Annotated in this window: 16 protein-coding genes; 7 read left to right on the top strand and 9 right to left on the bottom strand. The window is 72.1% G+C overall.

The genetic code is table 11. The features are described from left to right. The first annotated feature begins 130 nt into the window (after positions 1-130). The 3 genes from AB0J02_RS05870 (at position 131) to AB0J02_RS05880 (ending at position 4,581) form a co-directional block, all read left to right on the top strand. On the top strand, positions 131-1,513 hold the full coding sequence (locus AB0J02_RS05870) for a helix-turn-helix transcriptional regulator (RefSeq protein ID WP_363192330.1): 1,383 nt from the start codon (positions 131-133) through the stop codon (positions 1,511-1,513). 392 nt (positions 1,514-1,905) lie between these two features. Next, positions 1,906-3,747 carry a prolyl oligopeptidase family serine peptidase gene (locus tag AB0J02_RS05875; protein WP_363192331.1) on the top strand — a complete coding sequence of 614 codons (1,842 nt, stop codon included), beginning with the start codon at positions 1,906-1,908 and terminating at the stop codon, positions 3,745-3,747. Positions 3,748-3,810: 63 nt separating this feature from the next. Next, positions 3,811-4,581 carry an SURF1 family protein gene (locus AB0J02_RS05880; protein ID WP_363192332.1) on the top strand — a complete coding sequence of 257 codons (771 nt, stop codon included), beginning with the start codon at positions 3,811-3,813 and terminating at the stop codon, positions 4,579-4,581. A 171-nt stretch (positions 4,582-4,752) separates the two neighbouring features. Here the strand turns inward: AB0J02_RS05880 and AB0J02_RS05885 are convergent, their stop codons facing one another. The 7 genes from AB0J02_RS05885 to AB0J02_RS05915 all read right to left on the bottom strand — a co-directional run bounded on the left by AB0J02_RS05885 (position 4,753) and on the right by AB0J02_RS05915 (position 11,238). Further along, positions 4,753-5,880, bottom strand: a complete 1,128-nt coding sequence (locus AB0J02_RS05885; protein ID WP_363192333.1) for a hypothetical protein — start codon at positions 5,878-5,880, stop codon at positions 4,753-4,755. Continuing rightward, positions 5,877-6,557, bottom strand: coding sequence for a SigE family RNA polymerase sigma factor (locus tag AB0J02_RS05890; RefSeq protein WP_363192334.1), 681 nt, complete (start codon positions 6,555-6,557; stop codon positions 5,877-5,879). The genes AB0J02_RS05885 and AB0J02_RS05890 overlap by 4 nt, the downstream gene beginning before the upstream one ends. A gap of 406 nt (positions 6,558-6,963) precedes the next feature. Next, a complete protein-coding gene (locus AB0J02_RS05895; protein WP_363192335.1) occupies positions 6,964-8,034 on the bottom strand; it encodes an aspartate-semialdehyde dehydrogenase in 1,071 nt (356 codons plus the stop codon). After that, positions 8,034-9,320, bottom strand: coding sequence for an aspartate kinase (locus tag AB0J02_RS05900; protein ID WP_363192336.1), 1,287 nt, complete (start codon positions 9,318-9,320; stop codon positions 8,034-8,036). The genes AB0J02_RS05895 and AB0J02_RS05900 overlap by 1 nt, the downstream gene beginning before the upstream one ends. A gap of 252 nt (positions 9,321-9,572) precedes the next feature. Then, positions 9,573-10,238: a DUF5063 domain-containing protein gene (locus AB0J02_RS05905; RefSeq protein WP_363192337.1), complete on the bottom strand. Its 666-nt coding sequence runs from the start codon at positions 10,236-10,238 to the stop codon at positions 9,573-9,575. Then, positions 10,231-10,830 carry a recombination mediator RecR gene (recR, locus tag AB0J02_RS05910; RefSeq protein ID WP_116511760.1) on the bottom strand — a complete coding sequence of 200 codons (600 nt, stop codon included), beginning with the start codon at positions 10,828-10,830 and terminating at the stop codon, positions 10,231-10,233. Before recR ends, AB0J02_RS05905 begins: the two co-directional genes overlap by 8 nt. A 63-nt stretch (positions 10,831-10,893) precedes the next feature. After that, the gene (locus AB0J02_RS05915) at positions 10,894-11,238 is read right to left on the bottom strand and encodes a YbaB/EbfC family nucleoid-associated protein (RefSeq protein ID WP_324771350.1); all 345 of its coding nucleotides are present in this window, start codon (positions 11,236-11,238) and stop codon (positions 10,894-10,896) included. Positions 11,239-11,544: 306 nt separating this feature from the next. On the opposite strand from AB0J02_RS05915, the gene AB0J02_RS05920 reads away from it, so the two are divergent. The 3 genes from AB0J02_RS05920 to AB0J02_RS05930 all read left to right on the top strand — a co-directional run bounded on the left by AB0J02_RS05920 (position 11,545) and on the right by AB0J02_RS05930 (position 13,820). Then, positions 11,545-12,282, top strand: coding sequence for an SLATT domain-containing protein (locus tag AB0J02_RS05920; RefSeq protein WP_363192338.1), 738 nt, complete (start codon positions 11,545-11,547; stop codon positions 12,280-12,282). A 96-nt stretch (positions 12,283-12,378) separates the two neighbouring features. Next, positions 12,379-13,071, top strand: coding sequence for a GntR family transcriptional regulator (locus AB0J02_RS05925; protein WP_363192339.1), 693 nt, complete (start codon positions 12,379-12,381; stop codon positions 13,069-13,071). A 98-nt stretch (positions 13,072-13,169) separates the two neighbouring features. Continuing rightward, on the top strand, positions 13,170-13,820 hold the full coding sequence (locus tag AB0J02_RS05930) for a hypothetical protein (protein WP_363192340.1): 651 nt from the start codon (positions 13,170-13,172) through the stop codon (positions 13,818-13,820). A 79-nt stretch (positions 13,821-13,899) separates the two neighbouring features. Here AB0J02_RS05930 and AB0J02_RS05935 read toward each other — a convergent pair whose 3' ends face one another. Together AB0J02_RS05935 and AB0J02_RS05940 are read right to left on the bottom strand one after the other, a co-directional pair. Continuing rightward, the gene (locus tag AB0J02_RS05935) at positions 13,900-15,255 is read right to left on the bottom strand and encodes an aspartate aminotransferase family protein (protein WP_363192341.1); all 1,356 of its coding nucleotides are present in this window, start codon (positions 15,253-15,255) and stop codon (positions 13,900-13,902) included. A 308-nt stretch (positions 15,256-15,563) separates the two neighbouring features. Beyond that, entirely contained in the window at positions 15,564-16,352 is a 789-nt protein-coding gene (locus AB0J02_RS05940) for a VTC domain-containing protein (protein WP_363192342.1), read from the bottom strand. Between the two features lie 190 nt (positions 16,353-16,542). On the opposite strand from AB0J02_RS05940, the gene AB0J02_RS05945 reads away from it, so the two are divergent. After that, entirely contained in the window at positions 16,543-18,390 is a 1,848-nt protein-coding gene (locus AB0J02_RS05945; protein ID WP_363192343.1) for a protein kinase, read from the top strand. The last annotated feature ends 31 nt before the right edge of the window (positions 18,391-18,421 follow it).

Here is an 18,421-nt window from a genome sequence, read left to right on the forward strand (position 1 = left end):
GGTAAGTTGTCGCTTAAGCAGAATTAACTCGGCTTAACTGAGCGCACAACTTAGGGGGTTGGCGGGAGTCGGGGCAAGAGGTGAGACTCACGTGAACCCCGTACGAATGTGAAGGGCGGCGGCCTCCGTCATGCCGGACGAACCACCAGACGAAGCAGCGGACGCGGCAGCCGACGACGCGACGGAGCACGTCGGACGCCGCGTCCTGCGGCTGCGCACCGAACGCGGACTCACCCAGCGGCAGGTGGCCGAACCCGCCTACACCCCCGCCTACATCTCCACCCTCGAAGCGGGCCGCGGCCGGCCCTCCGAGGCGGCGCTGCGGCACATCGCGGAGCGCCTCGACGTCACGTACGAGGAACTCGCCACCGGCCGCCCCGCCCACCTGGCGACGGATCTGCGGCTCCGCCTCACCGAGGCACAGCGGGCCCTCGCGACCGGAGCGGCGAGCGAAGCGGCCGAGCTGTACCGGGAGTTGAGCACGGAAGCGGCACGCCACGGGTTCGGCGTGGAGCACGCGGCAGCCGAACTCGGGCTCGGCGAATGCGCACTGGAGACCGGCGAACTGGCCGTGTCCCTGGGCCACTTCGACACCGCCGACACCCTGCTCACCGAGGCCCGCGCGCCGCTCCCCCAGCGCGCCCCGGTCATCAGGGCCCGGGCCGTCGCCCACTACCTCTCCGGCTCCCTGCGCTACGCCTGCTACCTGCTGGAGTCCGCCCTCGACGACCTCAACACCGGCGGCCTGCACGACCCGGACGCGCTCGTCCTGCTCTACACCGCCTCCATCGCCCCGTACATGGACATGGGCGCGCACGCGCGCGCCGCCCAGGCCGCGGAACTGGCACTCGCGCTGGCCCCGCGCGTCGGCGACCCGGCACTCGTCGCCCAGATGCACCGCTCGGTGGCCCGCACCCTGCTCGCCGAGGGCAAGGTCGCGGAGGCCGACTCCTCCCTCGCGAAAGCGGCCGAGCTCTACCAACAGCTGCAGATCCGCACGGAGTTGGCGCACTGCCACTGGATGCGCGGCTACGTCCACGCGCAGGCGGGCCGCCTCTCCGACGCGGAGACGGAACTGCGGACGGCACGGGACATGCTCTCCGCCAAGCGGGCCGCGCTCTACACGCAGCAGGTCGAGGTCGAACTGGCCGACGTGCTGCGCCGGCTCGGCCGCCCGCAGGAGGCGGCCCGGCTGCTGCGCTCCCTCCTCGGCGAGATCGGCCCGGAGCGGGGCGCCGTGCACGCGGCGGGCGCGCACCGGCTGCTCGGCCTGATCGCGCAGGAGTCGGGCGCCGCCGAGGAGGCCGAGGAGCACTATGTCAACGCCCTCAGCCTGCTCGAACGCGCGGGCGCGGCAGGTGACCTGGCGGACCTGTGCCGCCTCCTCGGCGACCTGTACCGGCGCACGGGCCGCATCGAGGCGGCCCTCGACACCTACCGCACGGGCCTCGGCCACCGGGCCGCCCCCGGCACGACGACACTGGGGCCGGCCCCGGCCCGACCGCCCCTGTGAGCCATCCCAGTGTCCCGTCCCGGCGACCCGTCCCTCCGTCGATGGGCGGAGATACATGCGCGGGGTATTCCGGGTCGGCGCCCGCAGGCGTACATTCCCCACACCGTCGCCACACACCGGGGCGTACGGATGAACCGCGTCGGCGCAGTTCATCCCCCCTCCCCGCCCCGGTCGGCCGACGGACGGCAGGCACAGCTCAGCGGGAGCACCTGCGAGGCGGACCCGGCCACTCCCCCCGGAGGCACGACCCCCGGCCGGGTCACGCCGAGGTGGCCGTCCACGTTGTCGTCGGTTGGCGGCGGTTGGCGGTGAGTGTCGGCGGTTGTCGGCGGTTGTCCACAGGCTGGGGGCCCTGCCAGCGGGCCACCGGTCCGGGCGGGCACTATGGGGCCATGACTGAGAGCAAGCCGTCCGTGCCGCCAGTGCCGCCAGTGCCGTCCGCGTCGTCCGTCCCGGAGTGGGAGCAGCGGTTCCGCGCGCCACGAGTGTCGCTGCCCGACTGGGCGGAGGACGCCCCGGACCGCTCCCTGTTCGTGTCGAACGCGACGGGGACGTACGAGCTGTACGCGTGGGACAGGGCCACGGGCGAGCAGCGCCGCGCGACGGGCCGGGCGAACGGGACGACGGACGGCGTGCTCTCCCCCGACGGCGCGTCGATCTGGTGGTTCAGCGACAAGGACGGCGACGAGTTCGGCGTGTGGCTGCGCCAGCCGTTCACCGGCGGGCCCGACACCGAGGCCGTCCCCGGCCTCGACCCCTCCTACCCGGCGGGCCTCGCACTCGGCCGCGACGGACACACCGCGGTGATCGGCCGCTCCACGGACGAGGACGGCACGACCATCCACGTCGTACGGCCCGGTGCGGCCGGGCCCGCCGAGATCTACCGGCACCGCGAGTCGGCCGGCGTCGGCGACCTCAGCCACGACGGCACGCTGATCGCGATCGAGCACACCGAGCACGGCGACGCGATGCACTCCGCGCTGCGCGTGGTCCGCCTCGACGGTTCGACGGTCGCCGAGCTGGACGACACCAAGGGCGGCGAGGAGGAGCTGGGCCTGGAGGTCCTCGGCTTCGCCCCCGTCCAGGGCGACACCCGGCTCCTCGTCGGGCACCAGCGGCGCGGCCGCTGGGAGCCGATGGTGTGGGACGTGGCCTCGGGCGAGCAGACCGGCCTCGACCTCGACCTGCCGGGCGACGTGTCGGCGGAGTGGTACCCGGACGGTTCGGCGCTGCTGATCGTCCACGAATTCGAGGCCCGCGCCGACCTGTGGCGCTACGACTTCGCGACGCGGGCGCTCGCCCGGGTGGAGACCCCGGTCGGCTCGGTGTCGGGCGCATCGGCCCGCCCGGACGGCAGCGTCGAGTACCTGTGGTCGTCGGCCGAGGAGCCCCCGGTCGTCCGGTCCACGGCGGGCGGCATCGTCCTCGACCCGCCCGGGACGAAGGCCCCGAAGTCCGTCCCCGTCGAGGACACGTGGGTCGATGGCCCCGGCGGCCGCATCCACGCCCTCGTCCAGAAGCCGGCCGGCGCCACCGGTCCCCTGCCCACGGTCTTCGAGATCCACGGCGGCCCCACCTGGCACGACTCGGACGCGTTCGCCGCGGGCCCGGCGGCCTGGGTCGACCACGGGTACGCGGTGGTCCGGGTCAACTACCGCGGCTCGACGGGGTACGGCCGGGAGTGGACCGACGCCCTCAAGCACCGCGTCGGCCTGATCGAGCTGGAGGACATCGCGGCCGTCCGCGAGTGGGCCGTCGCCTGCGGCCTCGCCGACCCCGAGCGCCTCGTCCTCGCCGGCGGCTCCTGGGGCGGCTACCTCACCCTCCTCGGCCTCGGCACGCAGCCCGGCGCGTGGGCGGTGGGCCTGGCCGCGGTCCCGGTCGCGGACTACGTGGCGGCGTACGAGGACGAGATGGAGGCCCTCAAGGCGCTGGACCGCACGCTCTTCGGCGGCTCCCCCGACGAGGTCCCCGACCGCTTCACGGTGTCCTCGCCGCTGACGTACGTGGACGACGTGAAGGCCCCGGTCTTCCTCTCGGCGGGGCTCAACGACCCGCGCTGCCCCATCCGCCAGATCGACAACTACGTGGACCGGCTCGTGGCCCGCGACGCGCCGCACGAGGTGTACCGGTACGACGCGGGGCACGGCTCGCTCGTCGTGGAGGAGCGCATCAAGCAGGTCGGGCTCGAACTGGACTTCGCGAACCGCCACTTGCCGCCCCGCTCCGACTGAGAGCCCGCAGACCGGGCGGGGGTCGCGGGACCGGCCTTTATATCGGACCCGTACCGTGGGGGTGTGTACCGGTTCCTGCTGACTCCCCGCTGGATGGGGATCAACATCTTCGTCCTGCTGGCGATCCCCCTCTGCGTCTTCATGGGCTCGTGGCAGCTCAGCCGTTTCGAGGACCGCGTGCAGGACCACCGGTCCGCGACCGAGCGGACGGCGGCCAACGAGAAGGCGGCGGCCGAGCCGCTCGCCTCGCTGCTGCCCGTGAGCACGGACACCTCGGGCAAGCGCGCCGAGGTCACCGGGCGCTACGACAAGCAGCTCCTGGTGCCCGACCGCGACCTCGGCGAGCGCACCGGCTTCTACGTCGTGACGCTCCTGAAGGTCGACGACACCGGCAAGGCGCTCCCGGTGGTCCGCGGCTGGCTGCCCGGCACGGCGTCCGCCGCGAAGGCGCCGGCCCCGCCGAAGGGCGAGGTCACGGTGGTGGGGGCGCTGCAGGCCTCGGAGTCCGCGGGGTCGAACGGCGTGACCACGGCCGGCGGCCTGCCCGCGGGACAACTCGGCATGATCAGTGCCGCGTCCCTGGTGAACCTGGTGCCGTACGACGTGTACGACGCGTGGGTCACGCTCGACACGGCGGACGCGAAGATGACGCCGGTCCCGGCCACCACCGCGCAGGGCAGCGGCCTCGACCTGAAAGCGTTCCAGAACCTCGGCTACACCGGTGAGTGGTTCGTCTTCGCGGGCTTCGTGCTGTTCATGTGGTTCCGCCTGGTCCGCAGAGAGGCGGAGGCCCTGCGCGACGCGGAGCTGGGACTGACCGAAGAAACGGCCTAAGGCCTGTCTTCAAACTCCCCTCGTCGCCCGGAGGGCGGCCCGGCGGCGTTCGGTGCGTGCTCTCGGCGGGCCGGGCGCGGGGCCTCGTACGGGGCGTACTCGGCGTTGCGCCCGGTGCGGCGGGAGTGCGTGCCGGGCGTCACCGGGCAGAGGGGCGTTTGAGGACAGACCCTAGGACGCCGGCAGTACGCCCGTCCGGTACACGGTGCCCGCACACGCGTCGGGGATCTTCGCGGCGGCGCTCGGCGCACCGGGCTCCGCCGTGTGCGAGACGACCACGCTGCCGTCCGCCGAGTCCTCGCTCCCGAACTGCGTCGAGAGCCCGGAGTCGGTGGTGCCCGTGGCGGGGGACGAACCCGCGTTGTCCTGCGAGGGCGTCGGCGTGGGCGACTCCCCGCCGCCCGTGCCGCCGGTGCCGCCGCCCGTCGACGGGCAGGTCGCGGACGGTACCCAGGCGAACCGCACCTCGTACGCCATCCCGGGCTCCAGGATCAGCTGGCCCGGCTCGGTCGAGGGGTCGGGCAGGCCGGTGGCCCGGTCGCCCGCCGTGTGGTCGACGACGCTCACCTTTGTGGGGTCGGCCGCGCCCTCGGCGAGGGTGACCACGCTGCCGGGGCTGTCGACCGTGCAGTTGCCCGCCGAGCCGTTCGAGATGCGGAACGAGCCGTAGACCGTGCCGCTGGCGTCGGGCTGGCCGACGCTGGCCACCGCGTCGTTCAGGTCGTTCGCATCGCAGACAGGGGAGCTCGCGGCGGCCGTGGACGCGGGGCCCGGGCCGCCGGAGGCGCCGCCGCCCGCGCCCTTCTCCTTGCCGTCCTTGTCCTTGCCCTTCTTGCCGTCCTCACCCTTGCCCTTGGTGTGGGAGGGCGAGCCGCCACCGGTCTCGCCCCCGCCGCCCGCGGACTTCCCGGCCTCGGTCCCGCCGTGCGTGGCCTCGCTGTGCCCGGCGATGGAGGGCCGGTCCCCGGCGGAGCCCGAGTTCGTCACGTGCAGCACCGCGGGCACCGCCATCGCGACGAACACCCCGGCGGCGACGGCACCGACGACGGCCTGCCGCTTACGGGCCCGGCGGGCGGGCACCGCCCGGCGCAGGTGCTCCAGGGCCTCGGCCTCGTCCTCGTCCGAGGGAGCGATCTCGGCGACGGCCTGCCGCATCATCCGCCGCAGCCCCAGCTCGTCGTCGGCCTCCGCATCGGCCGGACGACGGAGTCCGTCGTTCACAGTTGCGTTCCCAGCGTGCTCGTCGTCCTGCTCGTGCTTCGTGAACCGCTTGTCCGGCCCATGGCTCGTGGGGCTCATGCGGGCGCCTCCATGGCGATGCGCAGCGCCGCGATGCCGCGCGAACCGTACGCCTTCACCGAACCCAGGGATATCCCGAGCGCCGCGGCGACCTGCGCCTCGGTCATGTCCGCGAAGTACCGCATGACGAGAACCTCGCGCTGGCGCCGCTGCAGCCCGCGCAGCGCGGCCTTGAGGGCGTCCCGCTCCAGCAGGTCGTACGCGCCCTCCTCCGCGCTCGCCATGTCGGGCATCGGCTTGGTGAGGAGCTTCAGACCGAGGATGCGGCGCCGCAGCGTCGACCGCGAGAGGTTGACGACGGTCTGGCGCAGATACGCCAGCGTCTTCTCGGGGTCGCGCACGCGTTTGCGCGCCGAGTGGACCCGTATGAACGCTTCCTGGACGACGTCCTCGCAGGAGGCGGTGTCGTCGAGGAGAAGCGCCGCGAGCCCCAGCAGGGAGCGGTAGTGGGCGCGGTACGTCTCGGTGAGGTGATCGACTGTCGTGCCGGCCGCCGTCACGTCGTCAACGCCCTGCGTCTGCGCCGGAAGCGCTGCGGGCATGGGGGCGATCACCGGCATGCCGCCGGTCGCGCCCCTGCGGGGACGTCTGGTCCCGAGGGGCGCGAGTGATGCGAGGGGGGGCCGCAGCGCCGCGCCCCTCGCTTGTACCGCTCTGAAGTCGAGTACCTCTGCCACGCCTGTTGGACACGCTTCCCCCCGTCAGGGTTGTACGCGTCGGGCGCCTCATTTACGACAGACCTCGTCATCCCCACCGATGACGACCCGTCAAATCCCGACATGCGTACCTGCTCTTCCCCTATGCCCCAATTGCCCTCTGCACTCGGCCGCCCGTCGTGAAGGCGCCGCCCCCCTTTTTGAAGGCGACCGCATAGACGCTCCCCGCCCTGCATGCGGTTGCAGGACGGGGAGAGAATCCATCTGCGGTCGGAGAGCCCCCGGTTCAGTGGCGCGGACCAGTGGTATGGACCACCGTCCTCCACAGAACTTACACAGATCCTACGAGTGAATTTGAATATGGGAAGAGTTTGATCGTCAGGCGAACGTCAGGAGAGGCACAGATCACGCACGGCTCACGTGCCGCTCAGGCCCCGATGAACTCGGCGGCGACCAGCTCCGCGATCTGCGCGGTGTTCAGAGCCGAGCCTTTGCGCAGATTGTCCCCGCAGACAAAGAGTTCGAGCCCCGTCGGGTCGTCGAGCGAGCGGCGCACCCGGCCCACCCAGGTCGGGTCGGTGCCCACCGCGTCCGCGGGCGTGGGGAACTCACCGGCGGCCGGATTGTCGAAGAGCACGACACCGGGCGCGGTCGCGAGGATCTCGCGCGCCTTGTCGACGGTGACCTCGCTCTGGAAACGGGCGTGGACGGTCAGGGAGTGCGTCGTGACGACCGGCACCCGCACACACGTCACGGCCACCTTCAGGGTCGGCAGCCCGAGGATCTTGCGGGACTCGTCCCGCACCTTCATCTCCTCCGACGACCAGCCGTCCTCGCGCAGGGAGCCGGCCCACGGTACGACGTTCAGCGCGACCGGCTCGGGGAAGGGCCCCGTCTGGTCACCGACGGCCCGGCGCACATCGCCCGGGGCGATCCCCAGCTCCGTACCGGCGACGAGGGACAACTGCGCGCGCAGCGTCTCGACACCGGCGCGGCCGGCCCCGCTCACCGCCTGGTAGCTGGAGGCCACCAGCTCGCGCAGCCCGAACTCGGCGTGCAGCGCGCCGATGGCCACGATCATGGAGAGCGTCGTGCAGTTCGGGTTGGCGATGATGCCGCGCGGCCGCACGCGCGCGGCGTGCGGATTGACCTCGGGGACGACGAGCGGCACGTCCGGGTCCATCCGGAAAGCGGCCGAGTTGTCCACGACGACGACACCCTTGGCGGCGGCGACCGGCGCCCACTGGGCGGCGATGTCGTCGGGCACGTCGAACATGGCGACGTCGACCCCGTCGAAGACGGACTCCTCCAGGGCGACCACCTCGACCTCCTCACCGCGCAGGGTGAGCTTGCGCCCCGCGGAGCGCGCCGAGGCGACGAGCCGGATCTCGCCCCAGATGTCCGCGTGCTGCGACAGGATCTGCAGCAGCACGGCACCGACGCTCCCGGTCGCTCCCACGACCGCGAGCGTCGGACGCCTTGCGGGGTTTGCGGCCATCAGCGGCCGGTGCCTCCGTAGACCACGGCCTCGTCGGAGTCCGAGTCGAGACCGAAGGCGGAGTGCACGGCGCGCACTGCCTCGTTCACGTCGTCCGCACGCGTGACGACGGAGATGCGGATCTCGGAGGTGGAGATCAGCTCGATGTTGACGCCCGCGTCGGTGAGCGCCTCGAAGAACCCGGCCGTGACACCCGGGTTCGTCTTCATACCGGCGCCGACGAGCGAGATCTTGGCGATCTGGTCGTCGTAGCGCAGGGAGTCGAAGCCGACGTTGGCCTTCTGCTTCTCCAGGGCGTCGATGGCCTTGCGGCCCTCGGTCTTGGGGAGCGTGAAGGAGATGTCCGTCAGTCCGGTCGACGCGGCCGAGACGTTCTGGACGATCATGTCGAGGTTGATCGCGGCGTCCGCGACGGCGCGGAAGATCTTCGCGGCCTCGCCCGGCTTGTCCGGCACACCGACGACGGTGACCTTCGCCTCGGAGGTGTCGTGCGCGACACCGGAGATGATCGCCTGCTCCACGGGGTTCTCCCCTTGCTTGTTCTTCTCGCTCGGCTCGTTGCTGACCCAGGTGCCCTGCAGTCCGCTGAAGCTGGACCGCACGTGGATCGGGATGTTGTAGCGGCGGGCGTACTCCACGCAGCGGTGGAGCAGCACCTTCGACCCGGAGCTGGCGAGCTCCAGCATGTCCTCGAAGGAGATCCGGTCGATCTTCCGCGCCTTCTTCACGACGCGCGGGTCGGCGGTGAACACACCGTCGACGTCGGTGTAGATCTCGCAGACCTCCGCGTCGAGCGCGGCGGCCAGGGCGACGGCGGTCGTGTCCGACCCGCCACGACCCAGGGTCGTGATGTTCTTGCCCTCCTGGCTGACGCCCTGGAACCCCGCGACGATGGCGATGTTGCCCTCTTCGATGGAGGTCCGGATGCGCCCCGGCGTGACATCGATGATCCGGGCTTTGTTGTGGACCGAGTCGGTGATGACGCCTGCCTGGCTGCCCGTGAACGACTGGGCCTCGTGCCCCAGGTTTTTGATCGCCATGGCCAGCAGGGCCATGGAGATCCGCTCTCCGGCGGTCAGCAGCATGTCGAATTCGCGCCCGGCAGGGATCGGAGATACCTGCTCGGCGAGATCGATCAACTCATCCGTCGTGTCGCCCATCGCGGACACCACGACAACCACCTGGTTGCCGTTCTTCTTGGCGTCCACAACGCGCTTGGCGACCCGCTTGATGCCCTCGGCATCGGCTACGGAGGAGCCTCCGTACTTCTGCACGACAAGGCCCACGTGCGCTCCTCGCTCAGTCCGTCTGTCACCACATGTACGTATGCGTACTGCGGTCGGCTCAGTCTATCGAGCGGCCGAAATCCGCCCCGGCTGTACCGCATCATGAGATGTCCCGCTCACGACGTGATCACCGGGGTTCTGGTCTGCGGGGTTCCGGCCGCCCGATCAAGCGCATGCCCAGACCCGGCCGGGCGCAAGCGGAATAGTGGGGCGGGTCACATGCGACCCCGTGGGCCCGCACCGGACGCCGCCCTACTTGACCGTGCGCAGGCCGAGCGGCCCGGCGATCTCCTCGACCATGACCTGCCCGGCCTCCTCGGCGAGGGTGTCCTCGGCGGCCGCGAGGTCCTCGTCCGTGTCCAGGCCGTCGAGGTCGTCCAGCGGCTGGTTCAGCCGGACGTGCGCCACCAGGGACTGCAGCGCGCGCAGGGTCGCGGAGGCCGTGGAGCCCCAGTTCGAGAAGTACGAGAACTGCCACCACCACAGCGCCTCCGTGACGCGGCCCGCGCGGTAGTGGGCCATGCCGTGGCGCAGATCGGTGACGACGTCGGTCAGGTCGTCGGAGATCCTGGCCGCGACCCGGGGCTTGCGGGGCTCGTACGGGTCGAAGACCTCGGAGTAGACGTCGACGGGTTCGAGCATCAGCGCCAGCCGCTCGCGCAGCTCGTCCACGTCCTGCTCCGGGCCGAGGTCCGGCTCGTAGCGCTCGTCCGGGACGATGTCCTCGTGGGCACCGAGCCGGCCGCCCGCCAGCATCAGCTGGGAGACCTCGAGCAGCAGGAACGGGATGGCCGAGTCCGGCTCGTCGCCCTTGGCGATCTCGGTGACCGCGACGATGAACGACTCGATCTGGTCGGAGATCTGGACCGCGAAATCGTCCGGATCCGGAGCGGTGGCGTGCAGCGTGGCGTCAGACATCTAGGAGTCGTCTCCCCTCGAAGGCCCGGCCGAGGGTGACCTCGTCCGCGTACTCCAGGTCGCCCCCGACGGGGAGGCCGCTGGCCAGGCGGGTGACCTTCAGGCCCATGGGCTTGATCATGCGGGCGAGGTACGTCGCCGTGGCCTCGCCCTCCAGGTTCGGGTCGGTGGCGAGGATGAGCTCGGTGACCGTCCCGTCGGCGAGGCGGGCGAGAAGTTCTCGTATCCGCAGATCGTCCGGACCCACGCCCTCGATCGGGCTGATCGCGCCGCCGAGCACGTGGTACTTGCCCCGGAACTCCCGGGTGCGCTCGATCGCGACGACGTCCTTGGGCTCCTCGACGACACAGATGACGGTGAGGTCGCGGCGCGGGTCACGGCAGATGTTGCACAGCTCCTCCTGCGCCACGTTGCCGCACGTCGCGCAGAAGCGGACCTTCGCCTTGACCTCCATCAGGGCCTGGGCGAGGCGCCGTACGTCCGTGGGCTCCGCCTGCAGGATGTGGAAGGCGATCCGCTGCGCGCTCTTGGGACCGACGCCGGGCAGCCTGCCCAACTCGTCGATGAGGTCCTGGACCACGCCTTCGTACACGGGTCGAATGCCTTCCGTAAATGCTGCTCTGGTGCCTGGTACGTACGGTAGTTGGCGCCGGCCCTAGAAGGGGAGGCCCGGGATGCCGCTGCCGCCGCCGAGTCCCTGGGCGAGCGGGCCGAGCTTCTGCTGCTGCAGGGTCTGCGCGTTCTCGTTGGCCGCCTGGACCGCCGCGACCACCAGGTCGGCGAGGGTCTCGGTGTCCTCCGGGTCGACCGCCTTCGGGTCGATGACGAGGCCGCGCAGTTCGCCGGAGCCGGTCACCGTCGCCTTGACAAGCCCTCCGCCCGCCTGGCCCTCGACCTCGGTCTGCGCCAGCTCCTCCTGCGCCACCGCGAGGTCCTGCTGCATCTTCTGGGCCTGCTGGAGCAGCTGCTGCATGTTGGGCTGGCCACCACCGGGGATCACGATCAGCTCCTGTTCCGATTCGTCGTCGCGGTTCGCCGCGGTCCGTCCGCGGGTGTATTCGGGGGGTGCGTACCCCTGAAACGAGCCTACGTGGTCCGGGGGGCGCCCGCCCCGGCACCTGGCACTGCACTCTTTCGAGTGAGACGGGCTGATCTCCTATACCTGATCAAGGCCCACTTCTGAGCGGAAAACCCGCGAAAACGGGACCTTGGCCACCCATTGGGCGGTAGGAAGATGCTGCACATTCAGCCCCAGCCGTAACCAGTGCCAGTCAGTGCCAGTCAGTGCCAGTCGAGGGAGTGCCGGGTGAGTCAGCCGGAGATGCAGCCCGAAGGACCTCCCCAGGAGGGGCGGGACGAGGGGCGGAGCAGCTCGGACGGCGACCTGATGGGACGCGCGTTCCCGCTCGGCGACTGGGCCGAGCCCGCCGAGCGCCTCGACGAGCTGTACCGGTGGGTCGAGCGGGGTGCCCTGCTGACCGTGTCCTGGTACCTCGCCGACCGGGTGTGGAAGCGGCGGGGGGCGCGGGCGCTGCGCGGCGGGGCGGTGCTCGCGGCGGTCGCCGGGGGCGTGCTGCCGCTGCTCGAACTGACCGGGGTGGTGAGCGGGGCCGCGCTCTGGGGGTACGTCGCGCTGCTGCTCGCGGTGGCCTGTGCCGGGTGCGACCGGTATGCCGGGCTGACCTCGGGCTGGATGCGCGATGTCGCGACGGCGCAGGCCGTGCAGCGGCGGTTGCAGGTGCTGCAGTTCGACTGGGCGTCGGAGGGTGTCCGGGAGGTGCTCGGCCCGACCGAGGGCACGGCGAGCGAGGCCGCCGAGCGGTGCCTGTCCGTGTTGCGGCGCTTCTCGGAGGACGTGACGGAGCTGGTCCGGGCCGAGACGGCGGACTGGATGCTGGAGTTCCGCTCCGGTCCCGCCCCGCTGCCCCTGCAGTCCGTGTCCCCCTCGCCGTCCCGCCCCCCGGACCCGCCCCAGGGCCGTTTCCCGCTCCCGCCGGGCACCCGCCCGAACATGCCGAGGCAGCGCCCGCCGGAGCCCAGGTAGCCGCCCGGGGCGCGGACGGCGGGTCCGGGCCGGAGGCATAGGGTGGGGCGGCGTTCGAGCACCATCCATCGCCAGCCCAACCGGGGGACCCGACCCGTGCCCGCTTTCGACGGCCCCGCCGTCACCCGCAACACCCTGCGCCGGCAGATCGCGGACGCGTTGCGCGACGAGATCCTGGCGGGCCGCCTGAGCCCCGGCCAGGAGTTCACCGTCAAGGAGATCGCCGACGGGTACGGGGTGTCGGCCACCCCGGTGCGCGAGGCCCTCGTCGACCTCTCGGCACAGGGGCTGCTCGACTCCGCACAGCACCGCGGCTTCCGCGTCCACGAGTACTCCCTGGCGGACTACCGCGCGATGATCCAGGCCCGCAGCCTCGTCGCCGACGGCATCTTCCGCGGCCTGGCCGACAACTCCGAGCCCGATGCGAGCTCCCCGAAGGCCCTCGCCGGTGTGCGCCGCCGCGGCGAGGAGGCGGCCCGCGCCGCCGGGGCCGGTGACCTGAACGTCCTGATCGGCTACGACCTGCGGTTCTGGCGGGAGCTCTCCGCCCTCTTCGGCAACCCGTACCTCTCCGACTTCTTCCACCGGCTGCGCGTCCAGTCCTGGATGTGCGCGGTCCCGCACCTGCGCCGGGCCGGCGACCTCAAGGGCAGCCTGTGGTCCGGGCACTGCGATCTCGTGGACGCCCTGGCCCGACGGGACGCCCCGGCCGCGTACGCGATCATCGCGTCGTACAACATGGACTCCCTCAGCCTGATCGAGCGGCTCTCGGGTGAGCAGAGCGCCTGAGGTTGGGTAGCTGCAAGACAGGGCTGTGGCGGGCTGCCGCACACTACCCTGACGTACGCCTGGAACACGCCGTGCAACCGGAGTCCTGAGGAGCCCCCTTGGCCTGTGACCTGTGGCTCGTCCCGCTCGTCGACGTGCTGTGCCACAGCCCCGACAATCCCTTCGCCGAGGAACTCGCGCTCTACGACAAGGCGTTGCACGAGGCAGGCCTGCCATCGGTACCGGTGTACGCGTACATGCCGGGGCTCTCCGGCGACGTGGCGCCGGTCGCGGGGTTCGACTACGACGCGCTGCACTTCCTGCGCCGGGCGTACCTGCTGCAGATGTGCGGGCTCGCCGTCACGCCGGTGGACGAACTGGGCGGTGACTACGAGCAGTTGCTGGAGATGTTCGAGTCGACGGCGCAGGGGTCGCATCTGGTGTGGCACTACGACCACGCGGGCGCGTACGTCCCCGTGGACTTCCCGGCGCCGCTGTCGAACGACGAACTCCTGGAGGGTGGGGGCCCGTTGGGCTCGTCCCACGCGTTGCTGCGCGAGCTGGAGTACGTGGCGCCCGCGATCGGCATCGACCCGGCGAACCCGCCCCGGCCGCCCGCTCCGCCCGCGGCCCCCACGGCGCTGGAGGAACCGGCCGCGCCCGTTCCGCCGGACGACAGCCCCTTCGCCCGGGAACGGCACGTCTGGCTGGGCCTGCACCAGGCCGCGACGCGCAGCCTGGCCCAGGGTTCGATGATCATCTTCAGCTGAGGCCGAGGCTGAGCCGGAGGGAGTGAGGGGGCCGACCCCCTCACCCGCCCGGCCCACCGGCCGGCTCCCCGCCCGGGACCTACGCCACGTGCGCGTCCGCGGCGGCGAGCGCGGTGTCCAGCGCCGCCAGGCCCTCCTTGGCCTCCGCCTCCGTGATGTTCAGCGGCGGCACCACGTGCGTGCGGTTCATGTTCACGAAGGGCCACAGGCCCTGCCCCTTGGCGGCGGCGGCGAACGCGGCCATCGGCGCGTTCGCCTCCCCGGCCGCGTTGTACGGCACCAGCGGCTCCCGCGTCTCCCGGTCCCGTACGAGGTCGAGCGCCCAGAACATGCCGGTGCCGCGCACCTCGCCGACCGACGGATGCCGCTCGGCCAGCTCCCGCAGCCCCGGCTCGATGACCTCGGAGCCGAGCTTCGCGGCGTGCGCGACGATGCCCTCCTCCTCCATCACGTTGATGGTGGCGACGGCGGCGGCGCAGGCCAGCGGGTGCCCGGAGTAGGTGAGGCCGCCGGGGTAGGGGCGCTTGGCGAAGGTCTCGGCGATGGCGGCGGAGATCGCGACGCCGCCCAGCGGCACGTAGCCCGAGTTGACGCCCTTCGCGAAGGTCATCAGGTCCGGCGTCACGTCGTACAGGTCCGCCGCGAACCAGGTGCCCGTACGGCCGAAGCCCGCCATGACCTCGTCGAGGACGAAGACGATGCCGTACTTGTCGCACAGCGCGCGGACGCCGGCGAGGTAGCCCGGCGGCGGCAGCATGATGCCCGCCGTGCCCGGGACGGTCTCCAGGATGATCGCGGCGATCGTCGAGGGACCCTCGAACTGGATCGTCGCCTCCAGGTGCTCCAGGGCCCGCGCGCACTCCTGCTCCTGCGTCTCCGCGTAGAAGCGGGTGCGGTAGAGGAAGGGCGCCCAGAAGCGGACGACACCGGCCGTACCCGTGTCGTTGGCCCAACGGCGCGGGTCACCGGTGACGTTGACGGCCTGCTGGGTGCCGCCGTGGTACGAGCGGTACGCGGAGAGTACCTTCGGGCGGCCCGTGTGCAGGCGGGCCATCCGCAGGGCGTGCTCGACGGCGTCGGCGCCGCCGTTGGTGAAGAAGATCTTGTCGAGGTCGCCGGGGGTGCGCTCGGCGATGAGGCGTGCGGCCTCGGAGCGCGCCTCGATGGCGAAGGCGGGCGCGAACGTCGTCATCGTCGCGGCCTGCTCCTGGATCGCGGCGACGACCTTCGGGTGCTGGTACCCGATGTTCGTGTAGACGAGCCCGGAGGAGAAGTCGAGGTAGCGGTTGCCGTCGTAGTCCCAGAAGTACGAGCCTTCGGCACCGGCGACGGCGAGCGGATCGATGAGCTCCTGTGCGGACCAGGAGTGGAACACGTGTGCGCGGTCCGCGGCCTTCACGGCGGCGCCGACCTGGGGATTCGGCTGAGGGGTCATGGGCCCGAGGGTAAATGCGCGGGATGCCGCCGCACTATCGGCGTCCTGTCTGTGGGACAGCGATGAACGCGACACCCTGTCGCCCCGGGTGTGCGCCGCGCCGGAGGGGGCCGGGCGTCTGCCGGGCCCCGCCGTCCCGAAGGCGCGCCACCGCCGTGGCCGAGCGCGCGGTTCCCCGCGCCCCTGAGAGGCGCGTCGGCCCAGCCTCATGAGGCTGCGGCGGAGCCGCGCGCTCCGGCGGCGCGGGAAACCGCGCGAGAAGCCCCACCGGGCCGCGGACGCCCACGAATCCACCGCCCCCACGGCGACTAGGCGGCCCCCGGAAAAGCGTCCCGCACCCACCGCTCCGCCCCCAGCCCCGGGTACAGCGCCGCGAGTCCTCCGCCGTACTTCGTGAACGCGCACGCCCGCACCCCGAACCGGTGCAGCAGCCGGTCCGCCTCCGTCAGGGGCCCGCGTGTCTTGGTCTCCACCAGCACCAGACCGCCGTCGGCCCGCACGGAGCGCCCGTCCGCGGCGGCCTCCCGCACCACCAGGCCCGCGTCGCAGGTGACCCGCTGCCCGTCGGCGACGAACGTGGCCCGCTGGTAGTCGGTCACCAGGGAGGGCCGCAGCTCCCCCGGCGCCTCGACCTCGTACACCCCGCCCAGCACTCCGGCGAGAAAGCCCTGCCCGGCCGGGTCGAGCAGTTGCTCCTCGCCGGTGAGGCGGCGGCGGTGCGTGACCGTCTCGCCCCGCCCGTCCGTCAGTTTGATCTCGAACTGCCGCTCGCCGCTGTCCCGGTAGAGCCGCTCGCGGATCTTGTAGCGGAGCCGGCGTCCCTGCCGGTGGTCGTGGTACGTGCGCAGGTCGGCGGTGTCGTAATGGGTCGAGCGGTACGCGAACCAGCGCCGCCCGCCCACCGACAGCGCGCGGAACGGGCCGCCCGCCCGCCGCGGGTCCGTGAGCAGCGCCGCGAAGTCCGCGAAGACCTCCACCGGGACGAGATAGCGCTGGTCGCGGCGGGTCAACAGCTGGGCCCTGCTGTTGAGTTCGTCGAGCGAGAGCGGCCGGGCGGCGAGTGCGGCGCGCCCTATGGCGCGTACGGCGGGGATCACACGGTCTCCTGGTGAATAGGGGGCGTTCCCGGGCCTTTCCGTTTACCGGAAGCAAACTTCCATACGCATCCCTCTCCACGTATCACTCTGCGTACTCGTTACGGAACCGTAGAAGACAAGCCGGGCCTCTCTGTCGTATAGCCGCACTATTCTCGATTTGTTGGTCACGTACGGGGGAGGGTGGCGCGACATGGAGAGACTCGAGTCGCTGGGGTCAGGGGATCCGCAACACATCGGCGCGTACCGGCTGTTGGGCCGGCTCGGCGCGGGCGGCATGGGACAGGTGTACCTGGCGCGCTCGGAGCGCGGCCGCACCGTCGCGGTGAAGCTGGTCCGTCAAGAGCTCGCGGAACAGGAGGAGTTCAGGTCCCGGTTCCGGCAGGAGGTGCAGGCCGCGCGGCGGGTCGGCGGCGCGTGGACGGCGCCCGTGCTCGACGCGGACACGGACGCGGAGATCCCGTGGGTGGCGACGGGGTACGTCGCGGGCCCGGCCCTGCAGCAGGTCGTCTCGCACGACTACGGCGCGCTGCCGGAGCGTTCCGTACGCATTCTCGCGGCCGGCCTCGCGCACGCGGTCAAGGACATCCACGAGGCGGGGCTGATCCACCGCGACCTCAAGCCGTCGAACGTGCTGGTCACCATCGACGGCCCGCGCGTCATCGACTTCGGCATCGCGCGCGCCCTGGAGACCGTCACCGACGGCGGCCTGACCCGCACCGGCGCACTCGTCGGCTCGCCCGGATTCATGGCGCCCGAGCAGGTGCGCGGCGACCGGATCACCCCGGCGTGCGACGTGTTCTGCCTGGGTTCGGTCCTGGCGTACGCGGCGACCGGCGCGCTGCCCTTCGGCACGTCCAACAGCGGGGTGCACGCCCTGATGTTCCGTATCGCCCAGGAGGAGCCGGACCTGGCCGCCCTCCCGGAGGGGCTGCAGGAGCTCGTCCGGGACTGCCTGCGCAAAGAGCCCGGGGAGCGTCCCTCACCGGCGGAGATCCTGGAGCGGACCGGCGCCGAGGACACCCTGGGCGACGGCGGCCGCACCCGCGACCCGTGGCTGCCGGGCGCGCTCGTCGCCCAACTGGGCCGCCACGCCGTGCAGTTGCTGGACTCCGAGGATCCGGAGCAGGCGGCTCAGGAGCAGGGAGCACAGGGCCAGGAGGCGCCGGGACAGGAGGCGCGGAGTCCCGTGCCGCCGCCCGGGAAGCCGGGCGCCGCCCAGCTCGGCCATCTGCCCACGATGGTGGTCGGCCAGGAGCCCGCGGCCCCGCCCCCGGCGCCCGCGCCCACGCCCCCTCCCGCGCCCGTGCACAATCCGCCGGCGTACGGCTATCCGCACCAGGCGGCCGCCTACGGCTACCCGCAGGGGAGTTACGGCCCGACCCCGCCCTACGGCCCCGGCGTCCCGCCGCTCGTCGCCCCGCGGCAGGAGCCCCCGCGCGGGGGCCGCTCCACGGCGGCGCTGATCGCGGTCGCCCTGATAGTGGCTCTCGGCGCCGGCGGTTCGGTCTACGCCCTGATGAAGGACGACGGCAAGCCGGACGCGAAGGCCCAGGACGGTACGCGGTCGCCGTCCCCCACGGCCCCCGTCCAGCCGGGCCCCGACTCGCCCACACCGACGCCCACCCCCACGCCCCAGCGGTCCACGGAGCCGGAGCAGACCCAGGAGTCCGAGGCGGGCGAGATCCCCACGGAGTTCCTGGGCACGTGGGCGGGCGCGATCGACAACGCCAGCGGGCACCATCCGCGCCGCATCGTCATCCAGCAGGGCAACTCGGGCGACACGGTGCTGTCCATGACGGCCGACGGCACGCAGAACAACGGGGAGCCCTACCACTGCGTGTTCCAGGGCGAGTTGACGTCGTCGACGGACTCCACGCTGCGCATCGGCGACACGGACCCGGTGGTCGCCGAGCCCGCGGCCGCCTGCAAGCCCGGCAATCCGAGCACGATCACGCTCCTGTCCACGGGACAGCTGCGCCGCGTCATGATCGACTCGGCCGGCAAGAAGCAGACCCTGACGTACGACAAGTCCGGCTGAGACGACCGCGCCCCGGCCCGCCGAAGCGGAC

The sequence above is a fragment of the Streptomyces sp. NPDC050264 genome, assembly GCF_040655895.1.
Classification (GTDB): Bacteria; Actinomycetota; Actinomycetes; order Streptomycetales; family Streptomycetaceae; genus Streptomyces.